The following is a 23,641-nucleotide window of genomic DNA, read 5'->3' as shown; positions in this document are numbered from 1 at the left end:
CCGTATGTCGGGTACGGGGCTGCCCCGAAGTGCGGGTGGGCTAGAACGGCGGGTCCGACGGGTCGGAGCCGAGGGTCAGGTCGGTGATCCGTTTCTTGATCGCGTCGCCGAGGTCGAAGCCCTCGCGCTTCAGCTCGAACGTGATGCCGCGCGCCCATTTCTGGACGTCGTCCGCCTTCGGGTCGAGGAGCATTTCGGCGAGGTGCCCGGCGAGCACCCGGCGGACCGGTTCCGGAACGTCGGCGGTGATGTCTGGCTTGGATGCCCACGGCTCGGCGTGCGGGGTGAGGCTTGCCGGGGTCTTGTACGCGGACCGCGGGTCCCAGCCGTTCTCTTCGAGCCAACTGTCGACCAGCTGGTCGACGTTGCAGTGGGCTTCGTCGAGGGCCTTGGACAGGTTGCGGGCGGCGTTCCAGCGTTCGCCCTGCCTGCTGGCGAGGCCCTGGGCGATGTGGGTGGAGACGAGGTTGAGGGTGTCGTTGAAGCGGCGCCGGAGCGACAGCAGTGCCTCGTTCATGTCGGCGGCCGTCGCGGTGGTCTCCTCTCTGTGGGCGAGCGCGGCGTGCCCCTGACCGATTGCAGCGGCCACTTCCGCGATCCGCATGTCGCCGGGGTGCTCGGTGAGGTGGCGGGCCGCGGTGTCGAGGTGCTTCTCGGCTTCGGCCCGGTGGTTGACGGTCATGGTCGTGGTCTCCTTGGGTGGCCGGGGCCCGCCCGTTAGCGGCGGGCGGGACCCCGGTGTACGGGTGAGCTAGGCGGCGGATCCGGGCTGGGCGGTCTCGGGCCAGTCGACGGAGTCCTCGGCGGCCTCCGCGTCCCAGATCCCGTCGGCCGGGGGCTGGTCGTCGCGGGCGACCTGGTGGGTCTCCTCGGCAGCGGCCGGCTCAGGTGTGGAGGCGGGGGCCGCTGGGGCGGTGAGGGCGGCGACGCTGAGCGGGGCGCGGGGCTGGGCGATCTCGCCGTGGACCGTGCCTTCCAGTTCCTCGGACACGTAGGCCATGCCGTGCAGGGCGTCGGAGGCGATGAGGCGGCTCAGTTCGCCCGTGGTGCGGGCGACGAGCATGCCCTTGGGGTTCTTCTTCCACTGGTCCTTGCCGAGGAGCCCCATCAGCCGGGCCCGGTCGATGGTCCACTCGATGGTCTGCCAGGTCTCCGAGCCCTTACGGCGGCCCCGCATGATGCAGTGGGTGTCGGTGGACTCGACGAGTTCGATCTCGTGTCCCTGCCGCTGGACGACGGCTCGCATGGCGTGGGCTCGGAGGGCCGGGGTGCCCTGGATGATGTCGATCGACTTGAGGGTGGCCATCGGCTTCATGCCGAGCTCGGAGCCGGCGAGGATCGCCGCGGCGATGTCGCCGGGCTTGCCCCGCAGGGACTGGGGGACGAACGAGGTGGCGGCGAGCTTCTGTGCCATGTCGTAGGCGAGGCTGGCTTCCTGTGCCCAGGCCATGAGGGCGGTGGTGCCCTCGGTCGGTGCCGGGGCGGGGAGGGTGTTGGGCTGCTGGGTAGCGACGGTGTGCTGCTCGTCGCGAGTGGCGATCTCGTTGGTGCTCATGACATGTACTCCGAGGTTTCGTTGAGGACCGCCCATGTGGGCATCGAGATGGTGGGGATGTCGGTGACGGGCCCGGTCCAGTCGGGCCACACGCCGGTGGCCATGCAGTCGGCGTAGGTGCGGAGGGCGCGTTCGTTGCGGGCCCTGCCGATGTCCCGGTCTTGGTCGGCGAGTTCGCGGACGGTGATCAGGTAGGGCGCGGTCTTGCTCTGAAACACGAAGATGAAGCGGACGTCTTCGGGTTGGAGTGCGGCCCAGATGCCGTCGGTGTAGAGGGCGTCCTGTTGGTGGTACGCGTGGTCCCGGATGGCTTTGGACACGGTGTCCGGGTCGGCCGACTTGATCGTCTTGTAGTCGACGCACAGGGTCAGGCCAGGCAGTTGCTTCAGCCAGTCGGGGCGGATCCGGCAGCGGACGCCGGTCGCCGGGTCGGTCCAGAAGATCGACTGTTCGGCGACGCCCGTCCCGGGGGTGAACAGCGGGCCGGCGAGCGGGTGCTGGCGGATCGCCGCGGCCATGGCTTCGATCTGCTCGTACTCGTGGCGGAGGAGCGGGACGGCTCCCATGTGGCGGGCTTCGTCGCGGGCCGTCTTGGCGGCCTTGGTGAGGTAGTTGTCGAAGTCCAGGACGTCGAGCTCCGGGCCTTCCCCGAGCACCATGAGGTGCGCGGCGTGCCCGAGGTCGAACTCGCGCTTCGGGGCCTGGGGGTGGTCGAGGTCGTAGCGGAGCTGGGCGGGGCAGCCGGGGGCGAGGATCTTCCGGAGGCCCGTGGACGAGATGCTGTTCCGATCGGCGTGGTAGTCCTCTGCGGTCATGCCGTCGATGACGACGGGGGCGGTGACCGGCGGTTCGATGAGGGTCGTCATGACGCCAGCCCTCGCGCGATGTTGTTGACGATGCGGGCGGAGCTCTCGCAGCCGGGGACCGTGCGGAGCGTGTTGGCGGCCCGGCCGAGGACGGTGGCCGCGTAGGCGTTCATGAGTCGGCGGGCGTTGTCGTCGAGCCATCCGCCGTCTTCGAGGGCGCTGCGCAGAGCTACTTCGGCGTCCGCGAACGACGCACAGTTCTCGCAGACCGGCAGTTTGCCGGGCACGAACGGGCCGTCGGTGTCGCCGCACTTAGTGCAGGTAATGGGGCTCATGTGGTTCTCCTGGTTCGGGGTTGCTGCGGGCCGCCAGTGGGGTTGGCGGCCCGCAGCGGGCAGACGGAGCCGGGCTCACACGCCTGCCGGTCGGTGGGTCAGGTGGCGTCGGGGTGGGCGTTGAGGAAGATGCCGGGCGACTGGACCAGGGCGTCGCGGACGATCCCGCCGTCGGTGTCGGCACGGATGTCGTCGACTGGGCGGGTCCAGTCGGTGATGTCGCGGATCGCCCACGCGGCGTCGTCGGCGTCGCCGGGGTACTCGAACTTCGCGATCTGGTAGCCGGAGTGGTGGCCGAGCCGCCACACGTACCGGTCGCCCTGCTTGAGGAGCTCGTCGGGCTGCCGGTACACGAACAGGCCGGGCTGGGGCTCGATGGCCTGGACGAGGACGGGTGTGGCGTGCTGGCGGGCGATGACCTCGTGGGTCACGACTTTCTGCGCGGTGGATTCCATGGCGTCCTTCTCTGGGATGCTGGTGGTGGACGCCCCGCGACTTCTCCTCGCGGGGTGTTCTGGTTCGCCGGGCCGGGGGCCGGTGGCATCCGCCGGCCCGGCGGGTTTCAGGCGGCCGGTGCCGGGATGTGCGTCGGGTCTGCGGCCTGCGGGGAGTGGTGCAGCGACACAACCGGGCCTGCGGCGAACCGGTTGCGGAGTTCGCGGACGTCGATCGGGGCGGTCGCCTGGTCCTCGAACCGGCTGCTGTCGCGCTCCGAGGGCGGGACGGTGATGGCGTTCGCGTTGGCGTCTGCCGCGAGGTACGGGGCGAGCTGGGCGCGGAGCCGGCCAAGCTCGGCTTCCTGCTTGCAGAGACGGTGGTCCTGCCACACCACGGTGTCTTCGGCGCGGGCCGCCTTCGCTTCGGCGTTCTGCCACGCCTCGTACACGTCGGCCCGGTCGGCGAGGAGAACGGCGAAGTAGTCGTCGGCCGCAGCCTGCCGGTTCATGAGGCGGGTGACGTCGGCGCGGAGCTTGTTCTCGGTGCTCATTGCGTGCTTCGGCTTGCTGCGGGATATGCCGGGGATGCGGCTCATGGCTTGCCCTTCCGGGTCCAGAGGCTGGGGGCCACCGCCATCGCGCAGAAGATGACGCCGATGACAGTGGCGGTGACGTTCACGGGGCGGGTGTGCGGTGCTGCTCGCACTTCCAGTTGCTGGCCAACTCCCGGCGGTACCGGTCCGTTGTGATCAGCTCCCAGCGGTAGCCGAGCCGCGCCTCGCGGTCGCGGTCTCGCTTCCGGGGGCTGTGGTCCTTGTGCGCCTGCTCGGCGGTCGCGAGGACGAGGCTGTCGATGACGGCCATGGTGATCGCGACCATGCACCCGCACTCGGCCCACATGGACCAGTTGCAGTCCGCGAGCGGGACCGTCTCGCCGTCGATTTGCACCATCAGGTCAGCCATCACCAGCACCGGCCGATCTCGTGCAGTTCGCCAGTGCGGTCGCGGACCGTGCTCGACGGCTCCGCGTCGCCAGGGAAGATGGCCAACGGTGCGACCCAGCGGACGTTGCCGTACCCGGTGGACTGGTCCAGCCAGCCGTTGCCCTGGCCGTCGATGTAGATCCGGCGCCGCTTGTCGGCCGGGCTGTCCGGGCGCTCGCCCGTCGCCGCCTCGCGAACTGCGACGGCCCACTCCGGGACCGGCCGCGGGTTCTTCCGGAGGATTGCCTGGGAGGCGGCCTGGTCGCACACCTCCAGCACCGAGTTCAGGCACCGCTGGAGGTAAGCCATCTCGTCGCGGACCGTCGGCTCCTTGCCCACGTACTTCTCCAGCTGGGCTTCCAGCTCGGCGTTCTCCTGCTCCAGCGTCACCGCGATCCGGCGGGCCTGCTCCAGCTGGCTACGGAGCTCGGCGACGTTGTCGGTGTCAGCCACGGCGGGCTCCCTTGATGGTGTTGAGGAACCCTCGGAACCCGGTCTGTTCCATGGGGCTGGGGTTCAGGTGGTGGGCGGTCAGCGCCGGGGCCGGGGTGATGCGAGCCCCGAACTCGGCCGGCGTCTCGACGTACCCGGCAGCCACGGTCGCCGCGTAGTCGACGTCGACCGCGGCCCGGTACTGGGCGGCCGTGGGGCGGGGGCTGATCGGGATGAGCGGCCCGTGGTCCCGGTACACGTCCGGGAGCGGCACCGGGGAGTCGGGCAGGCCCGGGGAGACGAGGAGCGGCTCACCGGCCACGTTCCGCTGGCCGCGCCATTCCCACTCGACGCCGACCACGTCGACGAACGAGCGAGTCAGGTCGAACTCGATGCCGTCGTGCAGGTAGGTGCTCATGCCGCCACCGGCCCACGCTTGAAGGGGACGCCAATGCTGCGGACCCCGTCCTCGGCCGCGACCTCGTCGGCGACGTCGGCGGAGGCGTCGCGGGCCTCGGCCCACTCGGCGAGCTCTTCGAACCCAGCCGCGAGCTTCCGCAGGACCTCCGGGGACGCGTCGACCACGTCGATACCGAGGGCGTTCCCGACCCGGAGGGTGGCGAACTGGCGGCCCCGGTAGCCGGTGCGGTACGCGGTTTCGATCTCGTCGTCGGCGTCAATGCTGACGGCCACGACTCCAGTTACGCGGCTCATCGGTTCCTCCGGGCTGCGGTGTTGAGGTTCTGCTGCTGGGCGATCCAGGCGTCGAAGCCGGGGTAGTCGGCTCCGGTGGAGCACAGTCCGCGGTGGGTCAGCAGGAACAGGTCGTGGGCGTAGGCGATCCGGTCCGACGGGGAGCTCGTCCTCGCCATGGCCTTGCGGGTCGTCTCGCACACGATCTGGAGTTCCACGTCGGCGAGCGGGACGTCCAGGCGGGACAAGTCGGCGGCAGTCACGACGTCACCTCGATCGGGTCCAGGTGCGTGAGCTTGATGTAGCTGGATTCGTTCTCGACCCGGGCGACAGGGGTGTGGCCGTGGACCGTCCACGCCCGGCTCGTCGTCCACGTCGTGAACCCGTCCTCGCCGTGCACTCCTGGGTACGCGGTCACCCGCGTACCAGCCGGGTACTTGGCGTTCCACTCGGCGGCCGTCAGCTCACCCGTCGGCTCCTGCGTGGGACGGACGGAGTGCTTGCCGCCGAAGTGGCGGACGATCGTGTTGCCGAACTTCGCGACAACCCGACTCGCGTCCTGACCGATCCGGAGGCCGGTGACGATGTTCTCGCCGTCGACGTACTCCCAGAACTGCTTGGCGAAGACACCAGCGTTGTCGAGCCACGTGTCGACGCTGTACAGATTCGACGGGGTCAGGACCCAGCAGCGAACACAGGTCTTGTCGTCGCAGCCGTCGGCGTGGAGCTCGGGGATGTACGGGGCGGCGGCCAGCGCGGCCAGGTGTTCGGCGGTCTCCCGGTCGATGCGGGCGGCGGCGCTCACAGGGCACCTGCCTCACGCTGCGACGGGGCGGTACGCGGCTCCGTCTCGGCGGGCCACGCGACCGGCAGACCGAGGCGTTCAGACAGCTGCCGACGGGACTCCGCGTGCCCCTGCCACCGGTAGTAGTCGTGCTTGTTGTCCGGGTGGCAGTTCAGGATGCTGGTCACGTACTCGGCGCGCTGGGCGGCGAACGCGGCCACCTTGTCGAGCTCGGCGCGGAGGCGCTCGATCTCCGCGACAGCCCACTGAAGGTGCACGAGCGTGCCCTTGAACGAGTCAGCAGGGGTGAAGTTCACCGCCGACTCGGCGTACTTGGCCCAAACCCAGGCCGTACTGAAGCGCTCATCCGGCGACATGAACGCGAGGTGCTCCAGGGGGCCGATCTCCGGTGTCAGGTTCGTCGTGGGGTTCGTGTCACCCGCAGCAGCAGGTGTGGGATTCTGGGGCACAGGGCCCGCCTTTCGTCATGAACGGTGAGGGTGGGTCTCAGAGGTCGCCTCGGGGCTGGCGTTTCGGGGCGGCCTCACTTGCTGCCGTCAGGCAGCGGCGGGGTCGAGCTCGCGCCGGCCGTGCGCCCTCGTCGAGGCGCGGGGCAGCTTGCGGGGCTCCGGAGGCCGGCTGTCGTGTTCAGCGGTCGCGTCGGGGGCCGGGTTCCGCTGCGCGGCCACCCAGGCGTTGACGACGTCCAGCTCGTAGGCGATCTTGCGGCCGATCTCGAAGGACTTCGGCCCCTTGTCCTGGTGCCGGTAGTTGTAGAGCGTCTTCACGCTCAGCCCGGTGAGCCGGGACGCCTCCGCGATCCAGACGCATCCGGGCGGCGCGTCCTGTGGGGTAGGGCTGGACCTGGGCACTCGATTTCTCCTTCCGATAAGGGTTACCTCATTGACGAATCGTCCCTAGTTCGGGGACGACGGGGGCATGAAGAGAACCAGCACGGCGACCCCGAGGGCCTCCGATATGCGGTGCGCTTCATGGACGGGCAGGTCAGGCAGCTCCCCACTAACGAGGCGGCCCACCTGGGATCGGGATACGTCACTGGCTTCGGCGAGGGTTCGCACGGAGTACGGAGCCCCGCGACCAGGGTGTTCCATGACCCATTTGAGGACTGCAAGGTCTCTGAGTTCGTAGCGCACGCTCAATGGATCTCCAGTGTTACGGCGGTGCCCTTCACTGCCCTTGAGTTAAGCGTCTCAGGGACGATTCGTCAACATTTCAGGGACACCCTAGCCCCGACTATCAGCCTCGCGCGTGGCTGGATAGCATTGATCTATGGACGATCCGTCCCAGATCCAGGATGGTTGTGCTGACTGACCTGCAATTTTCTCGGAGCCCCACGCAACCTGGAGAGACAGTTGGTGCCTGACATGACACGAAAGGAAAACGACACGATGCCCGCAACAACCGCCGAGGAGACCCGCCCCACCGAGGCTCCACCCATGGGCGCACTGTCGCGGCTCATCCAAGAAGTCCAGGAGAGCGGCGTCTCCTACCAGGAGATGGCGAACAAAGCCGTGGACCCCGAAACCGACACCCGCCTGGTCAAGCAAGCCCTCCAGAAGCTCGTCAAGACACCCCCCGTAAACCCGCCGCTCCCGCCACAGCTGCGCGCCATCGCCAACGGCACAGGACTACCCCTCCGGCGCATCGCCGAGGCAGCCGCCGAACAGTGGCTCGGATACCAGGCCACCGAACTCGCCGGCTACGGCGACGAAGTCCGCATCATCCTCGGCCACCTGGGCGGCATGTCCCCCCAGGAGCAACGCCGTTGGCGAGCGATGATCGAGGCCGACGAACGCACCAAGCGCGAGGACTCCTAGCACACCCGCACCCGCCGGTCCGCAGCAGATCGAATGGCGCAACAAGTAGACCTTTTCTGAACTTATTGTCGACCACCCGTAACTAGTCGTACCCTTCCACAACGTGCGCATCCGACTAACCCGTCACATGTGCACCGACCAACGGGAGGGCGCTCTATGCTGCGCGCTGTATACGAAGCTGCCGACCTCAACACCGGGGTCATCTCCACCTGGCGCGAAGACCGCGGTCTCCTGCAGATCAGCGTCGCCCGCCACTCCACACCCCACCAGTTCACGCGATCACTCAACGACACCCTCGCGAACATCCTCAGCCATGCGCACTGGTACCAGGTGTGGAGAGGCGAGATCATCTCCGTCGCCTCCCCTGCCAGCCCCCTGCGCGTCACCTTCGAGGTCTCCGAGTTCGACCCGGCCCCCCTGGTTCAGATACGCGAGCGCAAGGGCCTCGTCACCGTCCACGTCTCCCGCACGGCGACAGCCGATGAGTTCGCCCACGCCCTCAACCCCGCACTGGAGGAACTCCTCGCCGGCGGCCAGTGGTTCCAGCTCTGGCAGGGAGAGATCATCACCGCGACCGCCAGCGAGGTGGCGTTCGCCTAGACGGCCCAGGAGGCCACAGGATGCCGGGATACATCGAGGACCGCTGGTACACCAAGCGGCCCGACCCTGCGACCGGCAAACGGCGCGAGACGGCCCGCCACGGGCAGGGCAAGCGATGGCGCGTCGCAGGGGTACCCGGCGTCCGCGACAGGTCGTTCAAGAACCTCGAAGGACCCGGCGGGGCCAAGGCCTGGCTCAAGGAAGCCGCCACCGACACCACCCGCGGCGCCTTCTACGACCCCCGCAACGGGGAGATCACCCTCGATCAGTACGTGCGCGAGCACTGGTGGCCGAACCTTCGCCGGTCACCGAGCACCAAAGAGGCGATGCAGCGCAGGGTCTTCAACCACATCCTGCCGTTCATGGGCTCCATGCCGCTCAACAGGATCGGCCACGACGAGATCAAGCACTGGGTCACCCTCGCGGAGAAGAAGGGGCTGGATCCCACCACCATGCGGGCGACGTGGGCCCACTTCTCCACAATCCTCCAGGCAGCCCACAAGGCCAAACGCATCCCCGAAAACCCCTTCCGCGACCAGGACTTGAAAGCTCCGGTCCAGCCGAAGTCCCGCGCCAAGGCCTGGCCGGTAGAGACCGTAGCCCTGGTCCGCAAACACCTCGACGCCCGCTACCGCATCCTCCTGGATGTGGCCTTCTGCGCCGGGCTCCGTCAGGGTGAGGCTTTCGCCCTGTCCCCGGACGACGTGGAGATCACCGGCTCCGAGGACGATGTGATCCAGGTCCAGAGGCAGATCGTGAAGCTCAACCAGGGGCTGGCCTTCGCCCCACCCAAGGGGAACAAGACCCGTGAAGCGCCATGCCCACCCGAACTGGGACGGGCACTGCAGCAGCACGAGAAGCAGTTCCCGCCCGTTGAGGTCACGCTCCCGTGGATCGACCCCGACAGGCCGAACCTGGCCTGGGAGGAGCGGCCCCTGAGGACGGTCAGGCTCTACGTGGCAACCTCGCACTCAAAGAAGGCCCTCAAGCGGGACACGTTCAACGACTTCTTCTGGAAGCCGGCACTGGCCGATGCGGGCCTGATCCCGCAGCCGGTGGTGGAGCTCGTCGCCGGGAAGACCGATCGTCCGTGGCGTCGCACGAAGTGGGAGATGGGCCGCGAGGACGGCTTCCACGTGCTGCGGCATACGTTCGCGAGCGTGGTGCTGCACGAGGGGGAGACAGTGGGGCGTCTCGCCGAGTGGCTTGGGCATGCGGATCCGGCGTTCACGCTGCGGACCTACGTGCACTTCATGCCGCGTTCCGGGAAGCGGGCCGTGGCGGCTCTGGGGCGTCTGCTGCATACTGCGATGGAGGGCGTTGCGCCTGTGAGCGCGGCTCGTGTGGACTCCGAAACCGGCCCTCTGGCGTTCTCCCCAGATTCTCCCCAGGGGCCTGACGGACAGGCCGCTTGACTCTTCCTTAGCAGGTCAGAGCAGGTGTGGACCGTGTGGGGTTACTCAACTACTACTTCCGGCAGATCGTCACCGCGGACCCGGATGGAACCGCACCGCACGCCCGGCAGGTCTCCGTCCCCGGCGCCCGGCTCACCCACATGGACTGGGAGGTCCACGCGGAGGGCCTGGAGCAGCTGCTGCTGCGGCTGACCGAGGAGTACGGCGTGCAGCGGATCTACGTCACCGAGAGCGGTTCGGCGTACGAGGACGTCGTCGCGGCGGACGGCTCGGTGCACGACCCGGAGCGCGTCCGCTATCTGGAGGAGCACCTGGCCGCCTGCGCCCGCGCGGTCGCCGGGGGCGCTCCCCTGGCCGGGTACTTCGCCTGGTCCCTGATGGACAACTTCGAGTGGGCGTACGGCTACGACAAGCGGTTCGGCCTGGTCCACGTGGACTACGCGACCCAGCGCCGTACGGTCAAGAGCAGCGGGCTCCGGTACGCGGAGCTGATCCGGGAACACGCGGCGCGGCGCGCCGGCCGGTCGGCCGCCTGATCCTCCCCCACCAGCACTGCCGGCCCATCCGGCCGCGGCGAATCCCCCGCCGCGGCCGGATGCGTACCGCTGACTGATCCCGCACCGAACGCACGGGGGCGTACGGTGGGTCGCCGCCGCACGGGGCGCACCGAAACGGGTTGTCGCCCGTTTCGGACGTCGGGGAGGATCCACCCCGTGACGACAAGAAAGAGCCATGGCGTCCGGGCCGCCCTCATGCCCTACGCCCGCCTCCCCCGAGCGCACCACAGCCTCCACGTCCTGACCAGTACCGTCGATGTCTTCGGCGCGACCCACTGGCTGCTCGGCGAACACGCTCCTCAGCCCGGCGGCGATGTCCCGCCCTTCGACGCCCTTGTCGCCTCCGTCCACCCGGGTGGCAGCATCGAACGCACCGAGCTGAGCGCCGTGCGGGCCCGCCGGCCGCACCTGGACCGCCTGCCCGACGGCGGGTTCGTCGTCGCCGCGCCTCGCGCCCGGCGATACGAGGACGCGAACCAGGTCCAGGTCTTCGGCGCGCACGGCCGCGAGATCTTGTCCTTCTCCGTCGGTGACGCCATCGAGCATCTGCTCGTGGACGAGGCCGGCCAGATCTGGGTGGGGCACTTCGACGAGAACCCGATCGGAATCCGCCGCTGGAGCGCCGCGGGCCGGCCCACCTGGATGTCGGACGACGCCCACATCCCCGGTCTCTTCGACTGCTACGCCCTGAACGTGTCGGGCACCGCCGCCTGGGCTTGCCCGTACACGGACTTCCCCCTCGTCGAGATACGTCCCGACCGTCGTGAACGGCCCGTGCGAGTGTGGGAGAACCAGGTGCGGGGAGCAAAGGCGGTGGCCGTCCACGGTGATCGAGTGGCCTTCTACGGCGGCTACGGCGAAGAGCAGGACCGACTCGCCCATGGGGAAATTGTCGGGACATCCGTCGAGCAGACCGACGTCGGCCTGCTCACCATGCCCGACGGATCCGTCGTCGGCCGACGACGGGTCGTCGGCCGGGGCAGCAGGATCTACGTCCAGGCCGAACCTTTCATCGATTGGGGCGTCTTCGACCTCAGCAGCTGACAGCGGGCAAGGGAAAGACCGGTCCGCGCCGGTCGTCTCCCGGCGACCACACGTCTCTACGGCGCACGGTCCATCGGGTCGTCGGCCGCTTCCCCGCCCCGCCAGCTCTTGTCCGCGGCCCGCCACCCCGCGCGCGCATGGGTCCACGGCAGGGAGTCGACGGGGTGCAGGCGCGAGTGCCGGAGCACGGCGCGCAGGGCGATGAACCCCGGCCCGGCGTCCGGGCGGACGGGCACTCCCGCCGCGAGCTCCTTCGCCGTGGGGAGGGGCGGGCGATCGAAGTTGACGTTCCGGCGTCCTGCTCCGACCAGCCACAGCAGTATCCCGTCGCTCACCGCCTGCGCGCACTCGGCGTCGATGTCCTCCGGGCCGAGCGGATTGACGAAATCGAAGCCGAGGCGCCCGTCCGGGAGCGGCTCGAAATCCACGGTGAACCAGGCGAACCCGCCCATACAGCTTGGCCGGGTGTAGCGGACGTGGACGTCGCGGCGCGCTTCGGCGGGGAATCGCATGCCGGAAGCGTGCCCGTTCGACGGACGCCGGGGCAACGGGATTCCAGGGCCGATGTACCGACGCCCCGCCGGGGGGAACGCCTTCGCCTCGCGCGGCGAGCCGGTGGCCGATCGGCCACCGGCTCGCAGGTCACATCGCGGACACGCCTACGGCGCCCACGGCTTCAGCATGTCCTTCATCGCGTCCGTCAGCGCGAACTGCAGCAGCGGACCGTAGGTGATCCGGCCGACGCCGAGGCGGCGGAAGCGCTCCAGGTCGTGCTTCACCGGGTGGGCCGTGGTGTTCACCGGAACGGCGACGGCCGCGGTCACCGCCGCGAGCAGCTCGTCGTCGTCCTGGATCTTCACCGGGTAGACGCTGTCGGCGCCGGCCTGTTCCAGGGCGCGCAGTCGCTCGATCACCTCGTCGAGGACGCCGGAGGGGTTCTCCGCGTGCGCGAAGAGGTCGGTGCGCCCGTTGACCCAGACCGGGACGCCCGCGTCGTCGGCCGCAGCGCGCAGACCCGCGACATAGCTCGCGTGCTCCTGCGTGCTGCGCACGCGTCCGCCCTCCGAGTGGACGGTGTCCTCGATGTTGAGACCGACACCGCCGGCCTCGATCAGACCGGCGACGAGATCCGCGGGCTTCTGGCCGTAGCCGGACTCCAGGTCCACGGAGACGGGGACGTCGACCGCCGCGATGATCGGCCTGACGGCGGCGAGCACCTCCTCGAAGGTCTGGCCCTCCTGGTCGGCGGCCCCCCGGGAGTCGGCGAGGGGGTGGCTGCCGATGGTCAGCGCGGGGAAGCCCGCGGCGACCGCGGTCCGCGCGGACCAGACGTCCCATACGGTGGGCAGCACGAGCGGCTTGTGGTCGGCGTGCAGTTGCTTGAGGCGCTGGGCGCGCTCAACGGTGGTTCGAGAGTCCATGCCGACGACGCTACCTCGCATCGCCCCTGAACGACGTGGCAAGCCCGCGGCGGCCACGGATGCCCGTGGCCGCCGCGGGCTCCCGCCGCGCCGACAGCGGGGATGGGACGGCGCGGAGGGCTTGCGGGCCCCGCCGGATCAACGCCGGTAGACGCCGAACTCGTAGAGCGAGTAGCCCCACGGGGTGCCGCGCTCGGAGGCGCTCACGCGGACGTAGCGCGCATTGCCGGTGACCTGGATGTCGTCGATGCCGCCGTTGCCCGCCGTCTCGGTGTGGACGGTGTTCCAGTCCTGCCCGTTGTCCGAGGTCTGGACGGTGTACGCCTTGGCGTAGGCCGCCTCCCAGGCCAGTTGGACGTGGTCGAAGGAGGTGGTCGCGCCCAGGTCGACCTGGATCCACTGCTGGTCGGCCCACTCGCTGGCCCAGCGCGTGTCGAAGGAGCCGTCGACGGCGCCGGCCGGCGGGCAGGGGCAGCCGACGCTGTCCGGCTGGAAGGACGAGGCCTCGGCGGGCTTGCCGGAGGCCAGGTTCACCCCGTCGACCTTCGGCGGAACCACCGTGAAGGACTTCGTCTCGATGCCGACGTTGCCCTTCCCGTCGGTCGACTTGAGGTAGACCTTCCAGACGCCGAGCTTGTCCGGCGCGGTGACCTCGAAGGTGCCGTCACCGCGGTCGGTGAAGTCGGCGTCCGTCAACTGGCCGCTGTCGTCGATGTACTTGGAGTTGACCAGCACCTGGTGGGTGAGCGCGTCGCCGTCTGGGTCGGAGACGGACGCCCTGAACGTGAACGGCTTGCCCGCCTCGACGGCGGAGGCGTTGTCGACGGTCATGCCGCTGATGACCGGCGGAGTGTTGTCGCCGGAGGTGTCCGCCCCGTACGCCTCCTTCACCGCGTAGTACGAGAGCCGCTTCTGGCCCGCCGGAAGCAGGTTGAACCAGACGCCGCCGAAGTCGTACTCGGTGCCGTAGTGGAACAACGTGGCCCCGAGCGACACCCCCTGATGCCCGTTGACGCAGTCCCAGGCCCGCTGGTAGCCCTCCGCCTTTGCCACGTCCGTGGGTTCGTCCGGGATGCCGTTGGCGTCGTCCGGGACCTCCCACTCGCCGGCGGGCCCGCCCTCGGTGACGATGTAGGGCTTGTCGTAGCCGCCGCTCTCCCAGGTGGCGCGGATGTCGCAGACGGCGTCGTAGGAGTTGACGGCGTACAGGTCGAGGTCGGGCGCGTTCTTCTTGTAGTACGGCCAGGCACCGGTCCAGGCGTCGGTCGAGGTGACCGGGTGGTTCGGGTCGACCGCGTGGATCTTCTTGGCGATCTCGTTGACGAAGTTGGTGTACGCGTCGCGCTGCCGCTCCAGCTCGTCGCCGCTGTAGCAGTTCTGCAGACCGAGCACCGACTCGTTGCCGACGTTCCACATGAGGACGCCCTCATGGTCCTTGTAGGCCTCCACCCACTTCGGGAACTCGGCGAGCATGTCGTTCTTGTACGCGGTGTCCGTCAGGTAGTTCACACAGCCGCCGCTGCCGGGACCGCCGCCCGGCTGGAGCCAGAACCCGGCGATCACCTTGATGCCGTTCTCGGCCGCGCTGTCCAGCAGGGGCTTCGTGGTGGCGTCGGTGCCCCACGTACGGATCGTGTTGACGCCCATAGACTTCACGTCGGGCATGTACTGCCCGGCGTCCGCGACGGACGGACCCCAGGTCAGGCCCTTCACGGTGTACGGGGCGCCGTCCACGGTCAGCTGCCAGGCGCCCTGGGAGCCGGTCACTTTGACCACACTTCCGGCGGCCTGGGCGGTCGGGACCGGAAGGGCGGCGGCCGTGGCGGCCAGGAGCCCGGCGACGGCGAGGCGTGCGGTGGTACGGCCACGGGGGCGGGCCGGTCGTCGAGAACGGGACGTGATCATGGGGGGAGAAGCTCCTCACGGGAGTCGGGGTGCGGGTGGGGGTGCCGAGGTACGGGAAAACTTGGAGAGCGCTCTCCCTCATGGGCGCGGTGCGTCCATGAGGGAGACGCGACGGGGAGGGGTCAGGGCCGGGGCAGTTCGTAGTTCTCGTCCAGGGCCGCGCCCTCGCCCGGGTTGTTCTCGTCGTAGCCACGGGCGTTGCACTGGAGAGCACCGACGATGCAGTGGTCGACCAGGGCGTCGAGCGTTGCGTTGTCCCAGGCGTTGAAGAAGTCGTAGTGGAAGGAGTGGCCGGTGCCGCTGGCCAGCCTCACCTGCGACATGTCACCGTTGACCGGCCACGCCATCTTGAACTCGATCATCGGCAGGGCGACCGGGTGGCTCGGCGGGCAGACGTCCTGGTTGGCCCCCATCACGACCGGGTAGGCCATGTGGGCCTTGTGGTCGGGGGTGTCCAGATACTTGCCGTCCCAGCAACTGGGCGCCTGCATACGCAGGTTGAGCTGGGTGTCCTGGCTGGTCGGGCAGACGGCCGGGAAGTCGTAGTTGTGGTAGCTCTCGCCGCACTCGTACCCCTCGACCATGCCGGGGTGGTCGCGGAACTCCTCGGCGGTCTGCGTGGGGCTGCCGACGACGAACCGCAGCCCCTTGGGGAAGGGCCGGACGGTGCGGTAGTCCGTGACTCCGGCCTTGTAGTAGGTGGTCTGGGGACCGATCGGGCGGACCTCCTCGTCGCCGTCGTAGAGGGTCGGCATCCAGTACGCGGACAGGTCGCCGGGTGCCAGGCACTTCGTGCCGCCCGCGCTCAGGGATGCGGTGGTGCTGTTCGCGTCCGTGGTGTCGTTGCCCATGAACGTGTGGTCGTGTGAGGCCCCGGCCTGCCCCGGATAGACGATCGGGTCGTCCGGAGCGGTGTGGTTGACCGAGCAGTTGGCCTGGAACTCGTGGAAGTAGCGGTGCGGCGGGATCTCGTCGGACGGCTCCACGCCCGTGACCGGCGGGTCAGCGGGTATGTAGCCGTCACCGTCGGGGTCGTCCCCGAAGGCCACGGGTTTGGCCGGCGCCATCTTGTGCCCCTGCATGGCGTGCGAGGCCGCGGCGGGCTCGCCGGCCGCCTTCGGGGCCGCACCTGCGGCGGCCGGTCCGGCGTTCGCGATCACGGACAGCCCGAGCGCGACCAGCGCCAGGGCGGTGGCCACGACGAGCGCGGACACCAGGGTTGATCGGTTGAGTCTTGTCACCATAGGGACCTCCATGCCGCTCTTCATCCCTGCACTTCGGGTGCACGGTGGGGGGAAAGGGTGAACTGGACGGTGCAGCCGGGAAGAGACTCCACCCTGCGCGTCACGAGGCCGGCGGACCGCGGGATCCCTCCGGGAGAGCGCTCTCCAAAGCGGTGTCAGTGTTGCGCCGAGGCTGAGAGGGTGTCAATAGCTTGTGAACGATGCGCTGCCCAAAGGCTGTTGGGACAACGAAGCGGCCCCGCACACCGGCGGGGCCGCTCAATGGTCTTGCGTCGCACTGCCGGGAGCCGCTCCGCCGGGGAGGACGGCGGGACGGCTCCCCCGGATCAGGCGGTGTGCAGCCTCAGTCCGTACCGGTTGAGGATCTCGTTGATCGGCTGATACCAGGTCTCGCCGCCGCTGGTGCAGTTGCCCCAGCCGCCGGAGGTGACACCCTGGGCCTGGTCGCCGCTGATGAACGAGCCACCGGAGTCGCCGCCCTGGGCGCAGACGCTCGTCTTGGTCATCTGGTGCACGGCGCCCTGGCTGTAGTTGACGGTCTCGTTCTTGGCGAGGACGCGGCCGCAGTGCCAGCGCGTGGTGGAGCCGGAGCGGCAGATCGAGGCGCCGATCGGGGCCTCGTTCGAGCCACGGACGAGCTGGTCCGGGACGGTGCCCCAGCCGAGCACGACCGGGACGGTCCACCAGCCGCTGCCGACGTTCACCCAGGCGTAGTCGTCACCGGGGAAGGACGAGCCCTGGAAGTTGCCGATGTAGGAGTTGTCCCAGCCGCGGACCTGCTGGCCGGTGCCGCCGCAGTGCCCGGCGGTCACGAAGCCGCCGTGCACGGAGAAGCCGATGGAGCAGCGGACGTTGCCCGTGTAGTACGGGTCGCCGCCGACCGTTCCGGCTGCGAAGGTCTGCGGAGCCTGGGCGGTGGTCTTCACCGTGACGGGACCGGCCTTGCGAGCCTTGGCGACGAAGGCGCGGACATCGTTGTCAGTCTGCTCTGCTGCGACGACGTTCACGACGACGCGGCTGGTGGCCGGGTCGACGTGCCAGCTGCTCACGCCGGACGGGGCTTTCAGGCTGTCGATCCGCGCCTTGGCCGCGTCGAGGCTCTTGGCCGAGTGCTCGACGAGCCGGGTGTCGGCACCGGTCGCCCGTACGGCTTCGGCCTTCTCGGCGGTGGTGACCGCGATGGTGAGCTTGCCGGTCTTCGCGTCGAGCCAGGAGCCCCCGAAGGCGGAGCCGGCGGCGCGCTGCGCCTTCTCCTCCAGGGCGGTGGCGTCCTTCTCGTCGGCGAGCCGGGTGAGGGCCTGCTTCTCGGTGAGGCCGAGGTCGCGCTGCATCGCGGAGAGCAGGGCGGCGGAGGCGGCGGGTTCGGCGGGGGCGGGCGCGGCGGAGGCGGACACCGGACCGGCGGCGGTCCAGGCTCCGACTACCAGGAGCGCGGACAGACCGGTCCGCAGCAGGGTTGCGTGTCTCAAGGGAGTGACCCTTCCTGTTGTTCCAACGACGTGGGGGTGGAACGGGAGGCGTCCGGGAGCGCGATCCGATCGTGCCGATTGAGAGCGCTCTCAGATGTGCCGTTCCCGGACTGTAGCGGAGTTGCAGAGTCAGGTCCATGCCAATGACGGTAGGTGCGTCGGAGGTGTTCGGGGCGCTGTGCGCACCGGGGTTGAGTAGGCGTACTCATCCGGCCCGCCGAGACTGGTCCTACGGTCACAGGAACACGGGCAGAAGCAGGTGGCAGGACCGGATGGCAGGACCAGGTGGAGGAGCAGATCATGGCCGGATCACGCCGTAGACGGTGGAGAGCCGCGCTCACCGGCGCGCTGGCGGGTTCGCTGGTCGTGGCGCTGGGCGCGTGCGGCGTCGTGGACACGAAGGACGACCGCAGGGCTGCGGAGGAGCTGGCCGAGAAGCACTTCCCCGGGCAGCTCAAGGCGGTCGAGGCGCGCACGCTCTTCCCGGGTTCCGGCGGCTCGGAGGTCACGTTCGCGGTGACCGACGACCGCGACGCCGTGGTCCGGCTCCGCATCGACACGGACGCCGCGGACGGGCCCATGTGCGACCGGAAGGAATGCGCGGGCGTGCTGGCCGAGGCCGTGCAGCGCGGGCGGCAGCAGGCCAAGGAGTTCCGTACGCTCCGGGGCGCCTTCGACGCCTGCGGCTACGAGGTCGTCGCCCTGGGCACCACCGGCACTTCGCCCTACGTGGTCGCCGAGCTGACGAACGCCACCGTGACGAACGTGCTCGGCGAGATCGGGGAGTGCGTCCAGCGGTGGGTCACGGCGAGCGGGGCCGGCAGCGCGTTGGCGAAGGCTCAGGCCTCGCACGTGAACGTGGTCACCCCGTCGGTCGCGGACCGCCGCGACCGGGGGAAGGACTCCTGGCCCACGGTGATGCGGCTGACCCGGTCGGACCTGCTGGCCTCACTCAACAAGCACGCCTACGTCTCGACGAGTTACGAGATCGAGGCGGGCCGGGTCGACACGACGGGCCGCGCCCGGGTGGTCCGCCCGTTCCGGGAGCGCGAGAAGTTCGGCGAAACGGTGCAGAACGCGGTGAAGGAGCAACTGCGGGCCACCTACCCCCGGGTGGTCATGACCACCTTCCAGTGGATCTGGCAGCTGGAGCCGGGTCGCGTGGACCGGCAGACCGGCTACGTCCTGTTCTGCCCCGAGCCGGGGGCGCGCGGGCAGTGCGTCAACCCCGACGACGCGGCCCTGGTGACCACGGACGGGCGCGGCAATCCGGTGGGGAAGATCCGCCTCGTCCACGACGTCCGCGAGGGCACGGGGGCGCTGCGGCTGCCACCGTACTGACGGACCGGCCGTGCCCCTCCCCCACACCGGTCGGGATCGGCACCGGACCGGCTCGCTAGGGTCACAGGCATGACGACACCCCTTGCAGGCAGCGCTTTCGACTCGCTCCGCCTCGACGCCGTGACCGACCAGGAGGCGCTGCGCCGGGCCTACGAACTGCCCGGAGCCGCGGCCATCCGCAAGCAGATGACCGAACTCACCGAGCAGACACAGCGGTTGATCGGATGCTCGTCACTGGTCCTGGTCGCCAGCGCGGACGCCGAGGGCAACTGCGACGTCTCGCCGCGTGGCGGCCCGGCCGGATTCGTCTCCGTCCTGGACGCACGGACGGTGGCCATACCGGACGCGACCGGCAACAAGCGGCTGGACACCCTGCAGAACGTCATCGCCACCGGACGGGCCGGGCTGCTGTTCTTCGTACCGGGGCGCACCACGACGCTCCGGGTGAACGGCCGGGCGTGTGTCTCCACTCGTCCGGAGCTGCTGGCGCAGCTCACCGCCGTGGGCAAGCCGCCGGCCAGCGCCCTGGTGATCGGGATCGAGGAGGTCTACCCGCACTGCCCGAAGTCGCTGCTGCGCAGCGGGGCCTGGAAGCCGGAGCAGTGGTTGCCGGTGGACGCCCAGCCGACCTCGGCCGAGGTGACCCTGGCGCAGCTGCGGATGCCGGAGCTGACGATCGCCGACATCGAGCAGCGCGAGGCGGAATCGCTGAAGTACCGGTACGAGTAAGGAGCCTTCCCTCACCGAACAACACAGCTAGGGGGTGTCGTCATGCCGGGCCCACGGCCGTAGCTTCTCCGGGTTGCGGACCGCCCAGATCCGGGTGACGCGGCCGTCGGCGATGTCGAACGACGCCACGGTCATGACGACGCCGTCGCGCCGGGCCACCAGGCCCGGCGTGCCGTTGACCGACCGCTCCAGGAGTTCGAGTCCCGGAGCCTTGTCGGCGATGGCGACCATGTACTGGGCGATGCGCGCGCCGCCCTCGATCGGCCGCAGGGCGGCTCCGGCCAGGCCGCCGCCGTCGGCGGTCATCACCGCCGCCGGGTCGAGGAGGCCGACGAGGGCGGCAATGTCCTGGCTCTCCCACGCCTCTTTGACCCGCCGCACCGCGTCGGCCCGCCCGGCCGCCGCCACCGACACCGGAGCCCGTGCGGCGCGGACCCGCCGACGGGCGGACGCGGCCAGTTGTTTGCAGGCCGCGGAGGTACGGCCGAGGACGGCGGCGATCTCGGCGAAGGGGTAGCGGAAGACGTCGTGCAGGACGAAGGCGACGCGCTCGGCGGGGGTCATCGATTCCAGGACGACGAGGAAGGCCATGGTCACCGACTCGTCCTGGACCATCTGGTCGGCGGGGTCGGCGAGGTCCGCGCCCGGGCCGTGGCGCCACTCGGAGTGGTCGGGCAGCGGATCGGGCAGCCACGCACCGACGTAGCGTTCCCGCCGGGCCCGCGCCGAGCCGAGCACGTCCAGGCAGATACGGCCGGTGACGGTCGTCAGCCAGGCGCCGGGGGACGCGATCTCGTCCTGCCGGCCGGGCGGCAGCGCGTACCAGCGCGTGTAGGCCTCCTGCACGGCGTCCTCGGACTCGGCGACCGAGCCGAGCAACCGGTAGGCGACATTCATCAGTTGGCGCCGCTCACCGGCTGTCCGGTCGTCACCGGCTGTCCGGTCGGCACTCGCCCCGGCTGTCCCCCCGCTCACGGCCACCCCCTCGCCTTACCTTTCGCAGGCCCGCGTCGTCGGGCTGGTGAGACCTTATCGATCTACCGCCCACGGGCGGGAAATGGGGCCCGGCATGACCACCCGAGTGACGACGCAAGCGGCGCGGACGGCACAGCAGAGCGGCTTCTCGTTCCTGCGGATCGCGATCGCCCTGCAGACCCTGACCATCTTCCTCCAGGCGGTCTCCTCCGGACTGCTGATGACCTCGGCCTACGGAGAGATCCTGCACAGCGTCGGGGCGCGCGTGATGTACGGGGCGTCGATGCTGTACGTGCTCGCCGCGGTGCTGGCGTGGAAGCCGGGCGGCGGCTCGCCCCGGCCCGTCGGGCACGCCGTCGGCTTCCTGGTCCTCGCCTCGATCCAGGTGGCGGTCGGCATCGCGCACATACCGTCGGTCCATCTCCCCCTGGGCGTCCTGATGTTCGGACTGAGCGTGCTCGCGCTGGCGCGGCGCTGACGCGCGCGGTGCCGCGTCCGGGGTGTGTTCGCCGTGCCGCGTCGCCGGCTGTCCCGATTCCGCGATGCGGTCACCCACGCGGGTAAATGCCCTCTACAGCTACCCTTCGTGCGGCACTGACCGATGCGAAGGGGATGGCCTGCTCCATGGACGGGAACACCGGCACCGGCCACGGGCGTGTGGTGGCTGCCCTCGACGGCGTGAGCATGCGCCGCCACGCCGGCGGCCGGTTCATCCTCGACGCCGTCGACTGGACCGTCCGGGCGGGCGAGCACTGGGCACTGCTCGGACCCAACGGGGCGGGAAAGACCAGCGTTCTGCGTCTCGTCGGCGCCACCGCCTTCCCGACGACCGGCACGGTCGATGTTCTCGGCCACCGGCTCGGCCACGTCGACGTGCGGGACCTGCGCGCCCTCATCGGCCACGTCTCGACCTCCCAGCGTGTCCCGGGCGACCTGACCGGCCACGCCGTCGTCCTCACCGGCCACACCGGCACGGTCCAGCCGCTGTGGCGGAAGTACGACGACGAGGTGCGCGAGCGGGCCCACGCGCTGCTCGCGGAACTCCGGATCAAGGACCTCGCCGACCGTGAGTACGGCGTCTGCTCGGGTGGCCAGCGCGCCCGGATCCTCATCGCCCGCGCCCTCATGGCGGACCCGGCGCTCCTGCTGCTCGACGAGCCGTTCAACGCGCTCGACCTGCCCTCGCGCGAGGACCTCATCGACACCATGCACCATCTCGCCTCGGCCCGGCCCGAGTTGTCGACGGTGACCGTCACGCACCACCTGGAGGAGCTCTCTCCGGCGATCGGCCACGCTCTGCTCCTGCGTGAGGGGCGCGTTCTGGCCCGCGGCGCGATCAAGGGCGTCATCACGGCCGAGCTCATGACCGCCTGCTTCGGCCGCCCCATCGAGGTGACCCGGCACGCCGGCCGCTGGCTGGCGCGCGCCGACGGCAACGCGTAGGCAGGGCCCGAGCGCGGTCGTCCGGCTCAGGGAGCCAGCAGCGGCAGTCCCGCGGTACGCCACAGATCACGGAAGCCGTCCCGCACCCCGGAGGCGGCGCCCCCGGCCGGTCCTTCCGCCGCCGTGCGCCAGACCCGTACCGCCCCTCCGCTCCGGGCAGATCCGTCGAGCGGCTCCCAGCCCGGGTCCCCGTGGGCGGCGAACTCGGCCCACGCACCGGTCATACGCCGGGAAAGCTCCTCGTCGGCCTCGCCGGGCGGGCCGCCGACGAGGAACTGGACGCTCTCCTCATGCAGGTTGCCGAAGGCGAACGGGATGTCCGCGCAGTGCCAGGCGCGGACCCGTCGTCCCGTCCGGTCCCGGCGGCGGTCGAAGCGGGCGAGGAAGGCCCGGCCGCCCGCCCGGGCGTGGGCCTCGGCGAGGCGGGCGCTGTACTCGGCGAAGAGAAGGCCGGAATGGAGAGCCAGGTGGACGTCGGGCACCGGGGCGTCCGGCAGGCGTTCGCGGTGACCTTCGACCAGCGAAACCGGGAGCCCGAAGTCGGCGGCGAATACGGCCAGTTGTTCCTCTGTCGTGATCTTCGCGCTGCTGCCGACCGCGTCCAGGAGCCAGTACTCCTCGGTGGTGTGACAGACCAACAGCTCCACCGCGCCCCCCGCGCCGACCGCCAGCGCCTCCAGCGGATCGGCGGTCAGGAGGACGCCGTCGGCGACCGGGCCGTAGATCGCCGGGTCGTAGTGGCGCTGCCCGGCTGCGGGGTCCTGGGCGTACCGCGCGCACACCCGGTCCGTGGCGGCCACGAGGGCCTCGGGCGGGGTGGCGAGCAGCCCGGCGCGGGTGGCGGGCACCCCGGCCTCCGCCGCGACCTCGGCCGTGGTGCGGGCCGCCTGCTCCTGCGTGGCGAAGGCGTTGACGGCGCTGTGCAGCACGGCGCGCCGGAACAGGCCACGCGCCCGGTCGGCCACCGCCAGGCAGGCCACGGAGGTCGCACCCGACGACTGCCCGGCCAGGGTGACCCGGTCGGGCGAACCGCCGAACGCGGCGATGTTGTCGCGGACCCATCGCAGGGCGGCGATCTGGTCGAGAAGCCCCCGGTTGTCGGGAAAGACCGCACGGTCGCAGCCGTCGGGCACATGGCCGAATCCCTCGAAGCCGAGACGGCTGTTGAGCGTGACGACGACGAGCCCTTCGCCCGCCAGCGCGGTGCCGTCGAAGTCGGGCTGGGCCGAGGAGCCGAAGACGTACGCGCCGCCATGGATCCAGACCAGCACGGGCAGATCGCCCGGTCCGTCGGCGGGCGTCCAGATGTTCAGCGTGAGGATGTCCTCATCACCGGGTGACCAGACCGGCGCGCCCGGCAGTTCGGCCGACTGCGGGGCCACCGGGCCGAATGCGGCGCAGTCGCGCACGCCGTCCCAGGGGTCCGGCGGCTGCGGCTCCCGGAACCGGAGGGCACCGAACGGCGGGGCCGCGTACGGGAGTCCGCGTACGACGACGATGCCGTGGTCCCGGGCGGCGCGCCGCCCCCGTACCGTGCCGGACTTCGTCGTGAAGACGTCCTCAGCCACCGGTTCCCCCGCTCCTGCCCCGTCCGGCGTTCGGCGCGGCCGGGTCAGCATCGCAGGTCACCGGTGC

30 protein-coding genes are annotated in these 23,641 nt (G+C 70.2%); 9 read left to right on the top strand and 21 right to left on the bottom strand.

Annotated elements, in window-relative coordinates; translation table 11 throughout:
- Window positions 1–40: 40 nt before the first annotated feature.
- From IE140_RS22295 to IE140_RS22230, 14 genes are all read right to left on the bottom strand, one after another.
- Window positions 41–682 (bottom strand): hypothetical protein, encoded by a 642-nt coding sequence (locus IE140_RS22295; RefSeq protein ID WP_150193237.1) that lies wholly within the window; start codon window positions 680–682, stop codon window positions 41–43.
- A 69-nt stretch (window positions 683–751) separates the two neighbouring features.
- Complete coding sequence (locus tag IE140_RS22290) at window positions 752–1,555, bottom strand: hypothetical protein (RefSeq protein WP_150193238.1); 804 nt, start codon at window positions 1,553–1,555, stop codon at window positions 752–754.
- On the bottom strand, window positions 1,552–2,421 hold the full coding sequence (locus tag IE140_RS22285; protein ID WP_167533425.1) for a PD-(D/E)XK nuclease-like domain-containing protein: 870 nt from the start codon (window positions 2,419–2,421) through the stop codon (window positions 1,552–1,554). Before IE140_RS22285 ends, IE140_RS22290 begins: the two co-directional genes overlap by 4 nt.
- Window positions 2,418–2,696 (bottom strand): hypothetical protein, encoded by a 279-nt coding sequence (locus tag IE140_RS22280; protein WP_167533426.1) that lies wholly within the window; start codon window positions 2,694–2,696, stop codon window positions 2,418–2,420. Before IE140_RS22280 ends, IE140_RS22285 begins: the two co-directional genes overlap by 4 nt.
- Before the next feature lie 98 nt (window positions 2,697–2,794).
- Window positions 2,795–3,151 (bottom strand): hypothetical protein, encoded by a 357-nt coding sequence (locus tag IE140_RS22275; protein WP_150193240.1) that lies wholly within the window; start codon window positions 3,149–3,151, stop codon window positions 2,795–2,797.
- A 107-nt stretch (window positions 3,152–3,258) separates the two neighbouring features.
- Window positions 3,259–3,729, bottom strand: coding sequence for a hypothetical protein (locus IE140_RS22270; RefSeq protein ID WP_150193241.1), 471 nt, complete (start codon window positions 3,727–3,729; stop codon window positions 3,259–3,261).
- 79 nt (window positions 3,730–3,808) lie between these two features.
- Window positions 3,809–4,084: a hypothetical protein gene (locus IE140_RS22265; RefSeq protein WP_150193242.1), complete on the bottom strand. Its 276-nt coding sequence runs from the start codon at window positions 4,082–4,084 to the stop codon at window positions 3,809–3,811.
- Between the two features lie 11 nt (window positions 4,085–4,095).
- Window positions 4,096–4,569, bottom strand: a complete 474-nt coding sequence (locus IE140_RS22260; RefSeq protein WP_150193243.1) for a coiled-coil domain-containing protein — start codon at window positions 4,567–4,569, stop codon at window positions 4,096–4,098.
- On the bottom strand, window positions 4,562–4,966 hold the full coding sequence (locus IE140_RS22255; RefSeq protein WP_150193244.1) for a phiSA1p31-related protein: 405 nt from the start codon (window positions 4,964–4,966) through the stop codon (window positions 4,562–4,564). Before IE140_RS22255 ends, IE140_RS22260 begins: the two co-directional genes overlap by 8 nt.
- Entirely contained in the window at window positions 4,963–5,241 is a 279-nt protein-coding gene (locus IE140_RS22250) for a hypothetical protein (protein WP_150193245.1), read from the bottom strand. Before IE140_RS22250 ends, IE140_RS22255 begins: the two co-directional genes overlap by 4 nt.
- Before the next feature lie 17 nt (window positions 5,242–5,258).
- Complete coding sequence (locus IE140_RS22245; RefSeq protein ID WP_150193246.1) at window positions 5,259–5,504, bottom strand: hypothetical protein; 246 nt, start codon at window positions 5,502–5,504, stop codon at window positions 5,259–5,261.
- Window positions 5,501–6,046, bottom strand: coding sequence for a hypothetical protein (locus tag IE140_RS22240; protein ID WP_150193247.1), 546 nt, complete (start codon window positions 6,044–6,046; stop codon window positions 5,501–5,503). The genes IE140_RS22245 and IE140_RS22240 overlap by 4 nt, the downstream gene beginning before the upstream one ends.
- Entirely contained in the window at window positions 6,043–6,495 is a 453-nt protein-coding gene (locus IE140_RS22235; protein ID WP_150193248.1) for a hypothetical protein, read from the bottom strand. Before IE140_RS22235 ends, IE140_RS22240 begins: the two co-directional genes overlap by 4 nt.
- 87 nt (window positions 6,496–6,582) lie before the next feature.
- Entirely contained in the window at window positions 6,583–6,897 is a 315-nt protein-coding gene (locus tag IE140_RS22230; protein WP_167533427.1) for a helix-turn-helix transcriptional regulator, read from the bottom strand.
- A gap of 537 nt (window positions 6,898–7,434) precedes the next feature.
- On the opposite strand from IE140_RS22230, the gene IE140_RS22225 reads away from it, so the two are divergent.
- From IE140_RS22225 to IE140_RS22205, 5 genes are all read left to right on the top strand, one after another.
- Window positions 7,435–7,863 carry a hypothetical protein gene (locus IE140_RS22225; RefSeq protein ID WP_150193250.1) on the top strand — a complete coding sequence of 143 codons (429 nt, stop codon included), beginning with the start codon at window positions 7,435–7,437 and terminating at the stop codon, window positions 7,861–7,863.
- A gap of 156 nt (window positions 7,864–8,019) precedes the next feature.
- On the top strand, window positions 8,020–8,463 hold the full coding sequence (locus IE140_RS22220) for a hypothetical protein (RefSeq protein WP_150193251.1): 444 nt from the start codon (window positions 8,020–8,022) through the stop codon (window positions 8,461–8,463).
- Between the two features lie 20 nt (window positions 8,464–8,483).
- Entirely contained in the window at window positions 8,484–9,878 is a 1,395-nt protein-coding gene (locus IE140_RS22215; RefSeq protein ID WP_150193252.1) for a tyrosine-type recombinase/integrase, read from the top strand.
- Between the two features lie 26 nt (window positions 9,879–9,904).
- Entirely contained in the window at window positions 9,905–10,414 is a 510-nt protein-coding gene (locus IE140_RS22210) for a family 1 glycosylhydrolase (RefSeq protein WP_373296185.1), read from the top strand.
- A 177-nt stretch (window positions 10,415–10,591) separates the two neighbouring features.
- Window positions 10,592–11,479, top strand: coding sequence for a hypothetical protein (locus IE140_RS22205; protein WP_229826867.1), 888 nt, complete (start codon window positions 10,592–10,594; stop codon window positions 11,477–11,479).
- A gap of 56 nt (window positions 11,480–11,535) precedes the next feature.
- Here IE140_RS22205 and IE140_RS22200 read toward each other — a convergent pair whose 3' ends face one another.
- The 5 genes from IE140_RS22200 to IE140_RS22180 all read right to left on the bottom strand — a co-directional run bounded on the left by IE140_RS22200 (window position 11,536) and on the right by IE140_RS22180 (window position 17,518).
- A complete protein-coding gene (locus IE140_RS22200) occupies window positions 11,536–11,991 on the bottom strand; it encodes a hypothetical protein (RefSeq protein WP_150198387.1) in 456 nt (151 codons plus the stop codon).
- Window positions 11,992–12,138: 147 nt separating this feature from the next.
- Window positions 12,139–12,900 (bottom strand): isocitrate lyase/PEP mutase family protein, encoded by a 762-nt coding sequence (locus IE140_RS22195; RefSeq protein WP_150198389.1) that lies wholly within the window; start codon window positions 12,898–12,900, stop codon window positions 12,139–12,141.
- A gap of 138 nt (window positions 12,901–13,038) precedes the next feature.
- Window positions 13,039–14,805, bottom strand: a complete 1,767-nt coding sequence (locus IE140_RS22190) for a discoidin domain-containing protein (RefSeq protein WP_150198391.1) — start codon at window positions 14,803–14,805, stop codon at window positions 13,039–13,041.
- Between the two features lie 122 nt (window positions 14,806–14,927).
- Window positions 14,928–16,049, bottom strand: coding sequence for a DUF1996 domain-containing protein (locus IE140_RS22185; protein WP_150198694.1), 1,122 nt, complete (start codon window positions 16,047–16,049; stop codon window positions 14,928–14,930).
- Window positions 16,050–16,375: 326 nt separating this feature from the next.
- Window positions 16,376–17,518 carry a S1 family peptidase gene (locus tag IE140_RS22180; RefSeq protein WP_189460640.1) on the bottom strand — a complete coding sequence of 381 codons (1,143 nt, stop codon included), beginning with the start codon at window positions 17,516–17,518 and terminating at the stop codon, window positions 16,376–16,378.
- A gap of 300 nt (window positions 17,519–17,818) precedes the next feature.
- On the opposite strand from IE140_RS22180, the gene IE140_RS22175 reads away from it, so the two are divergent.
- Together IE140_RS22175 and IE140_RS22170 are read left to right on the top strand one after the other, a co-directional pair.
- Window positions 17,819–18,859, top strand: a complete 1,041-nt coding sequence (locus IE140_RS22175) for an SCO7460 family lipoprotein (protein ID WP_150197442.1) — start codon at window positions 17,819–17,821, stop codon at window positions 18,857–18,859.
- A gap of 69 nt (window positions 18,860–18,928) precedes the next feature.
- On the top strand, window positions 18,929–19,588 hold the full coding sequence (locus tag IE140_RS22170; protein WP_150197444.1) for an MSMEG_1061 family FMN-dependent PPOX-type flavoprotein: 660 nt from the start codon (window positions 18,929–18,931) through the stop codon (window positions 19,586–19,588).
- Between the two features lie 27 nt (window positions 19,589–19,615).
- Here the strand turns inward: IE140_RS22170 and sigJ are convergent, their stop codons facing one another.
- Window positions 19,616–20,563: an RNA polymerase sigma factor SigJ gene (gene sigJ / locus IE140_RS22165; protein WP_150197446.1), complete on the bottom strand. Its 948-nt coding sequence runs from the start codon at window positions 20,561–20,563 to the stop codon at window positions 19,616–19,618.
- Window positions 20,564–20,657: 94 nt separating this feature from the next.
- Here sigJ and IE140_RS22160 point away from each other — a divergent pair, with 94 nt between their 5' ends.
- Complete coding sequence (locus tag IE140_RS22160; RefSeq protein ID WP_150197448.1) at window positions 20,658–21,041, top strand: hypothetical protein; 384 nt, start codon at window positions 20,658–20,660, stop codon at window positions 21,039–21,041.
- Between the two features lie 146 nt (window positions 21,042–21,187).
- Window positions 21,188–22,006, top strand: coding sequence for an ABC transporter ATP-binding protein (locus IE140_RS22155; protein ID WP_150197450.1), 819 nt, complete (start codon window positions 21,188–21,190; stop codon window positions 22,004–22,006).
- Window positions 22,007–22,032: 26 nt separating this feature from the next.
- Here IE140_RS22155 and IE140_RS22150 read toward each other — a convergent pair whose 3' ends face one another.
- Window positions 22,033–23,625, bottom strand: coding sequence for a carboxylesterase/lipase family protein (locus IE140_RS22150; protein ID WP_150197453.1), 1,593 nt, complete (start codon window positions 23,623–23,625; stop codon window positions 22,033–22,035).
- Between the last annotated feature and the right edge of the window lie 16 nt (window positions 23,626–23,641).

Origin of the sequence: Streptomyces parvus (assembly GCF_014648875.1) — a bacterium.
GTDB classification, from domain to species: domain Bacteria; phylum Actinomycetota; class Actinomycetes; order Streptomycetales; family Streptomycetaceae; genus Streptomyces; species Streptomyces parvus.
Note: the sequence above shows the minus strand (reverse complement) of the source record. Positions and strands in the feature narration are given on the sequence as shown.

Coding starts and splice junctions, on each gene's coding strand:
- IE140_RS22295 (WP_150193237.1), bottom strand. CDS start 682: ATGACCGTCAACCACCGGGCCGAAGCCGAGAAGCACCTCGACACCGCG.
- IE140_RS22290 (WP_150193238.1), bottom strand. CDS start 1,555: ATGAGCACCAACGAGATCGCCACTCGCGACGAGCAGCACACCGTCGCT.
- IE140_RS22285 (WP_167533425.1), bottom strand. CDS start 2,421: ATGACGACCCTCATCGAACCGCCGGTCACCGCCCCCGTCGTCATCGAC.
- IE140_RS22280 (WP_167533426.1), bottom strand. CDS start 2,696: ATGAGCCCCATTACCTGCACTAAGTGCGGCGACACCGACGGCCCGTTC.
- IE140_RS22275 (WP_150193240.1), bottom strand. CDS start 3,151: ATGGAATCCACCGCGCAGAAAGTCGTGACCCACGAGGTCATCGCCCGC.
- IE140_RS22270 (WP_150193241.1), bottom strand. CDS start 3,729: ATGAGCCGCATCCCCGGCATATCCCGCAGCAAGCCGAAGCACGCAATG.
- IE140_RS22265 (WP_150193242.1), bottom strand. CDS start 4,084: ATGGTGCAAATCGACGGCGAGACGGTCCCGCTCGCGGACTGCAACTGG.
- IE140_RS22255 (WP_150193244.1), bottom strand. CDS start 4,966: ATGAGCACCTACCTGCACGACGGCATCGAGTTCGACCTGACTCGCTCG.
- IE140_RS22225 (WP_150193250.1), top strand. CDS start 7,435: ATGCCCGCAACAACCGCCGAGGAGACCCGCCCCACCGAGGCTCCACCC.
- IE140_RS22220 (WP_150193251.1), top strand. CDS start 8,020: ATGCTGCGCGCTGTATACGAAGCTGCCGACCTCAACACCGGGGTCATC.
- IE140_RS22215 (WP_150193252.1), top strand. CDS start 8,484: ATGCCGGGATACATCGAGGACCGCTGGTACACCAAGCGGCCCGACCCT.
- IE140_RS22200 (WP_150198387.1), bottom strand. CDS start 11,991: ATGCGATTCCCCGCCGAAGCGCGCCGCGACGTCCACGTCCGCTACACC.
- IE140_RS22195 (WP_150198389.1), bottom strand. CDS start 12,900: ATGGACTCTCGAACCACCGTTGAGCGCGCCCAGCGCCTCAAGCAACTG.
- IE140_RS22190 (WP_150198391.1), bottom strand. CDS start 14,805: ATGATCACGTCCCGTTCTCGACGACCGGCCCGCCCCCGTGGCCGTACC.
- IE140_RS22185 (WP_150198694.1), bottom strand. CDS start 16,049: ATGGTGACAAGACTCAACCGATCAACCCTGGTGTCCGCGCTCGTCGTG.
- IE140_RS22175 (WP_150197442.1), top strand. CDS start 17,819: ATGGCCGGATCACGCCGTAGACGGTGGAGAGCCGCGCTCACCGGCGCG.
- IE140_RS22170 (WP_150197444.1), top strand. CDS start 18,929: ATGACGACACCCCTTGCAGGCAGCGCTTTCGACTCGCTCCGCCTCGAC.
- IE140_RS22160 (WP_150197448.1), top strand. CDS start 20,658: ATGACCACCCGAGTGACGACGCAAGCGGCGCGGACGGCACAGCAGAGC.
- IE140_RS22155 (WP_150197450.1), top strand. CDS start 21,188: ATGGACGGGAACACCGGCACCGGCCACGGGCGTGTGGTGGCTGCCCTC.
- IE140_RS22150 (WP_150197453.1), bottom strand. CDS start 23,625: ATGCTGACCCGGCCGCGCCGAACGCCGGACGGGGCAGGAGCGGGGGAA.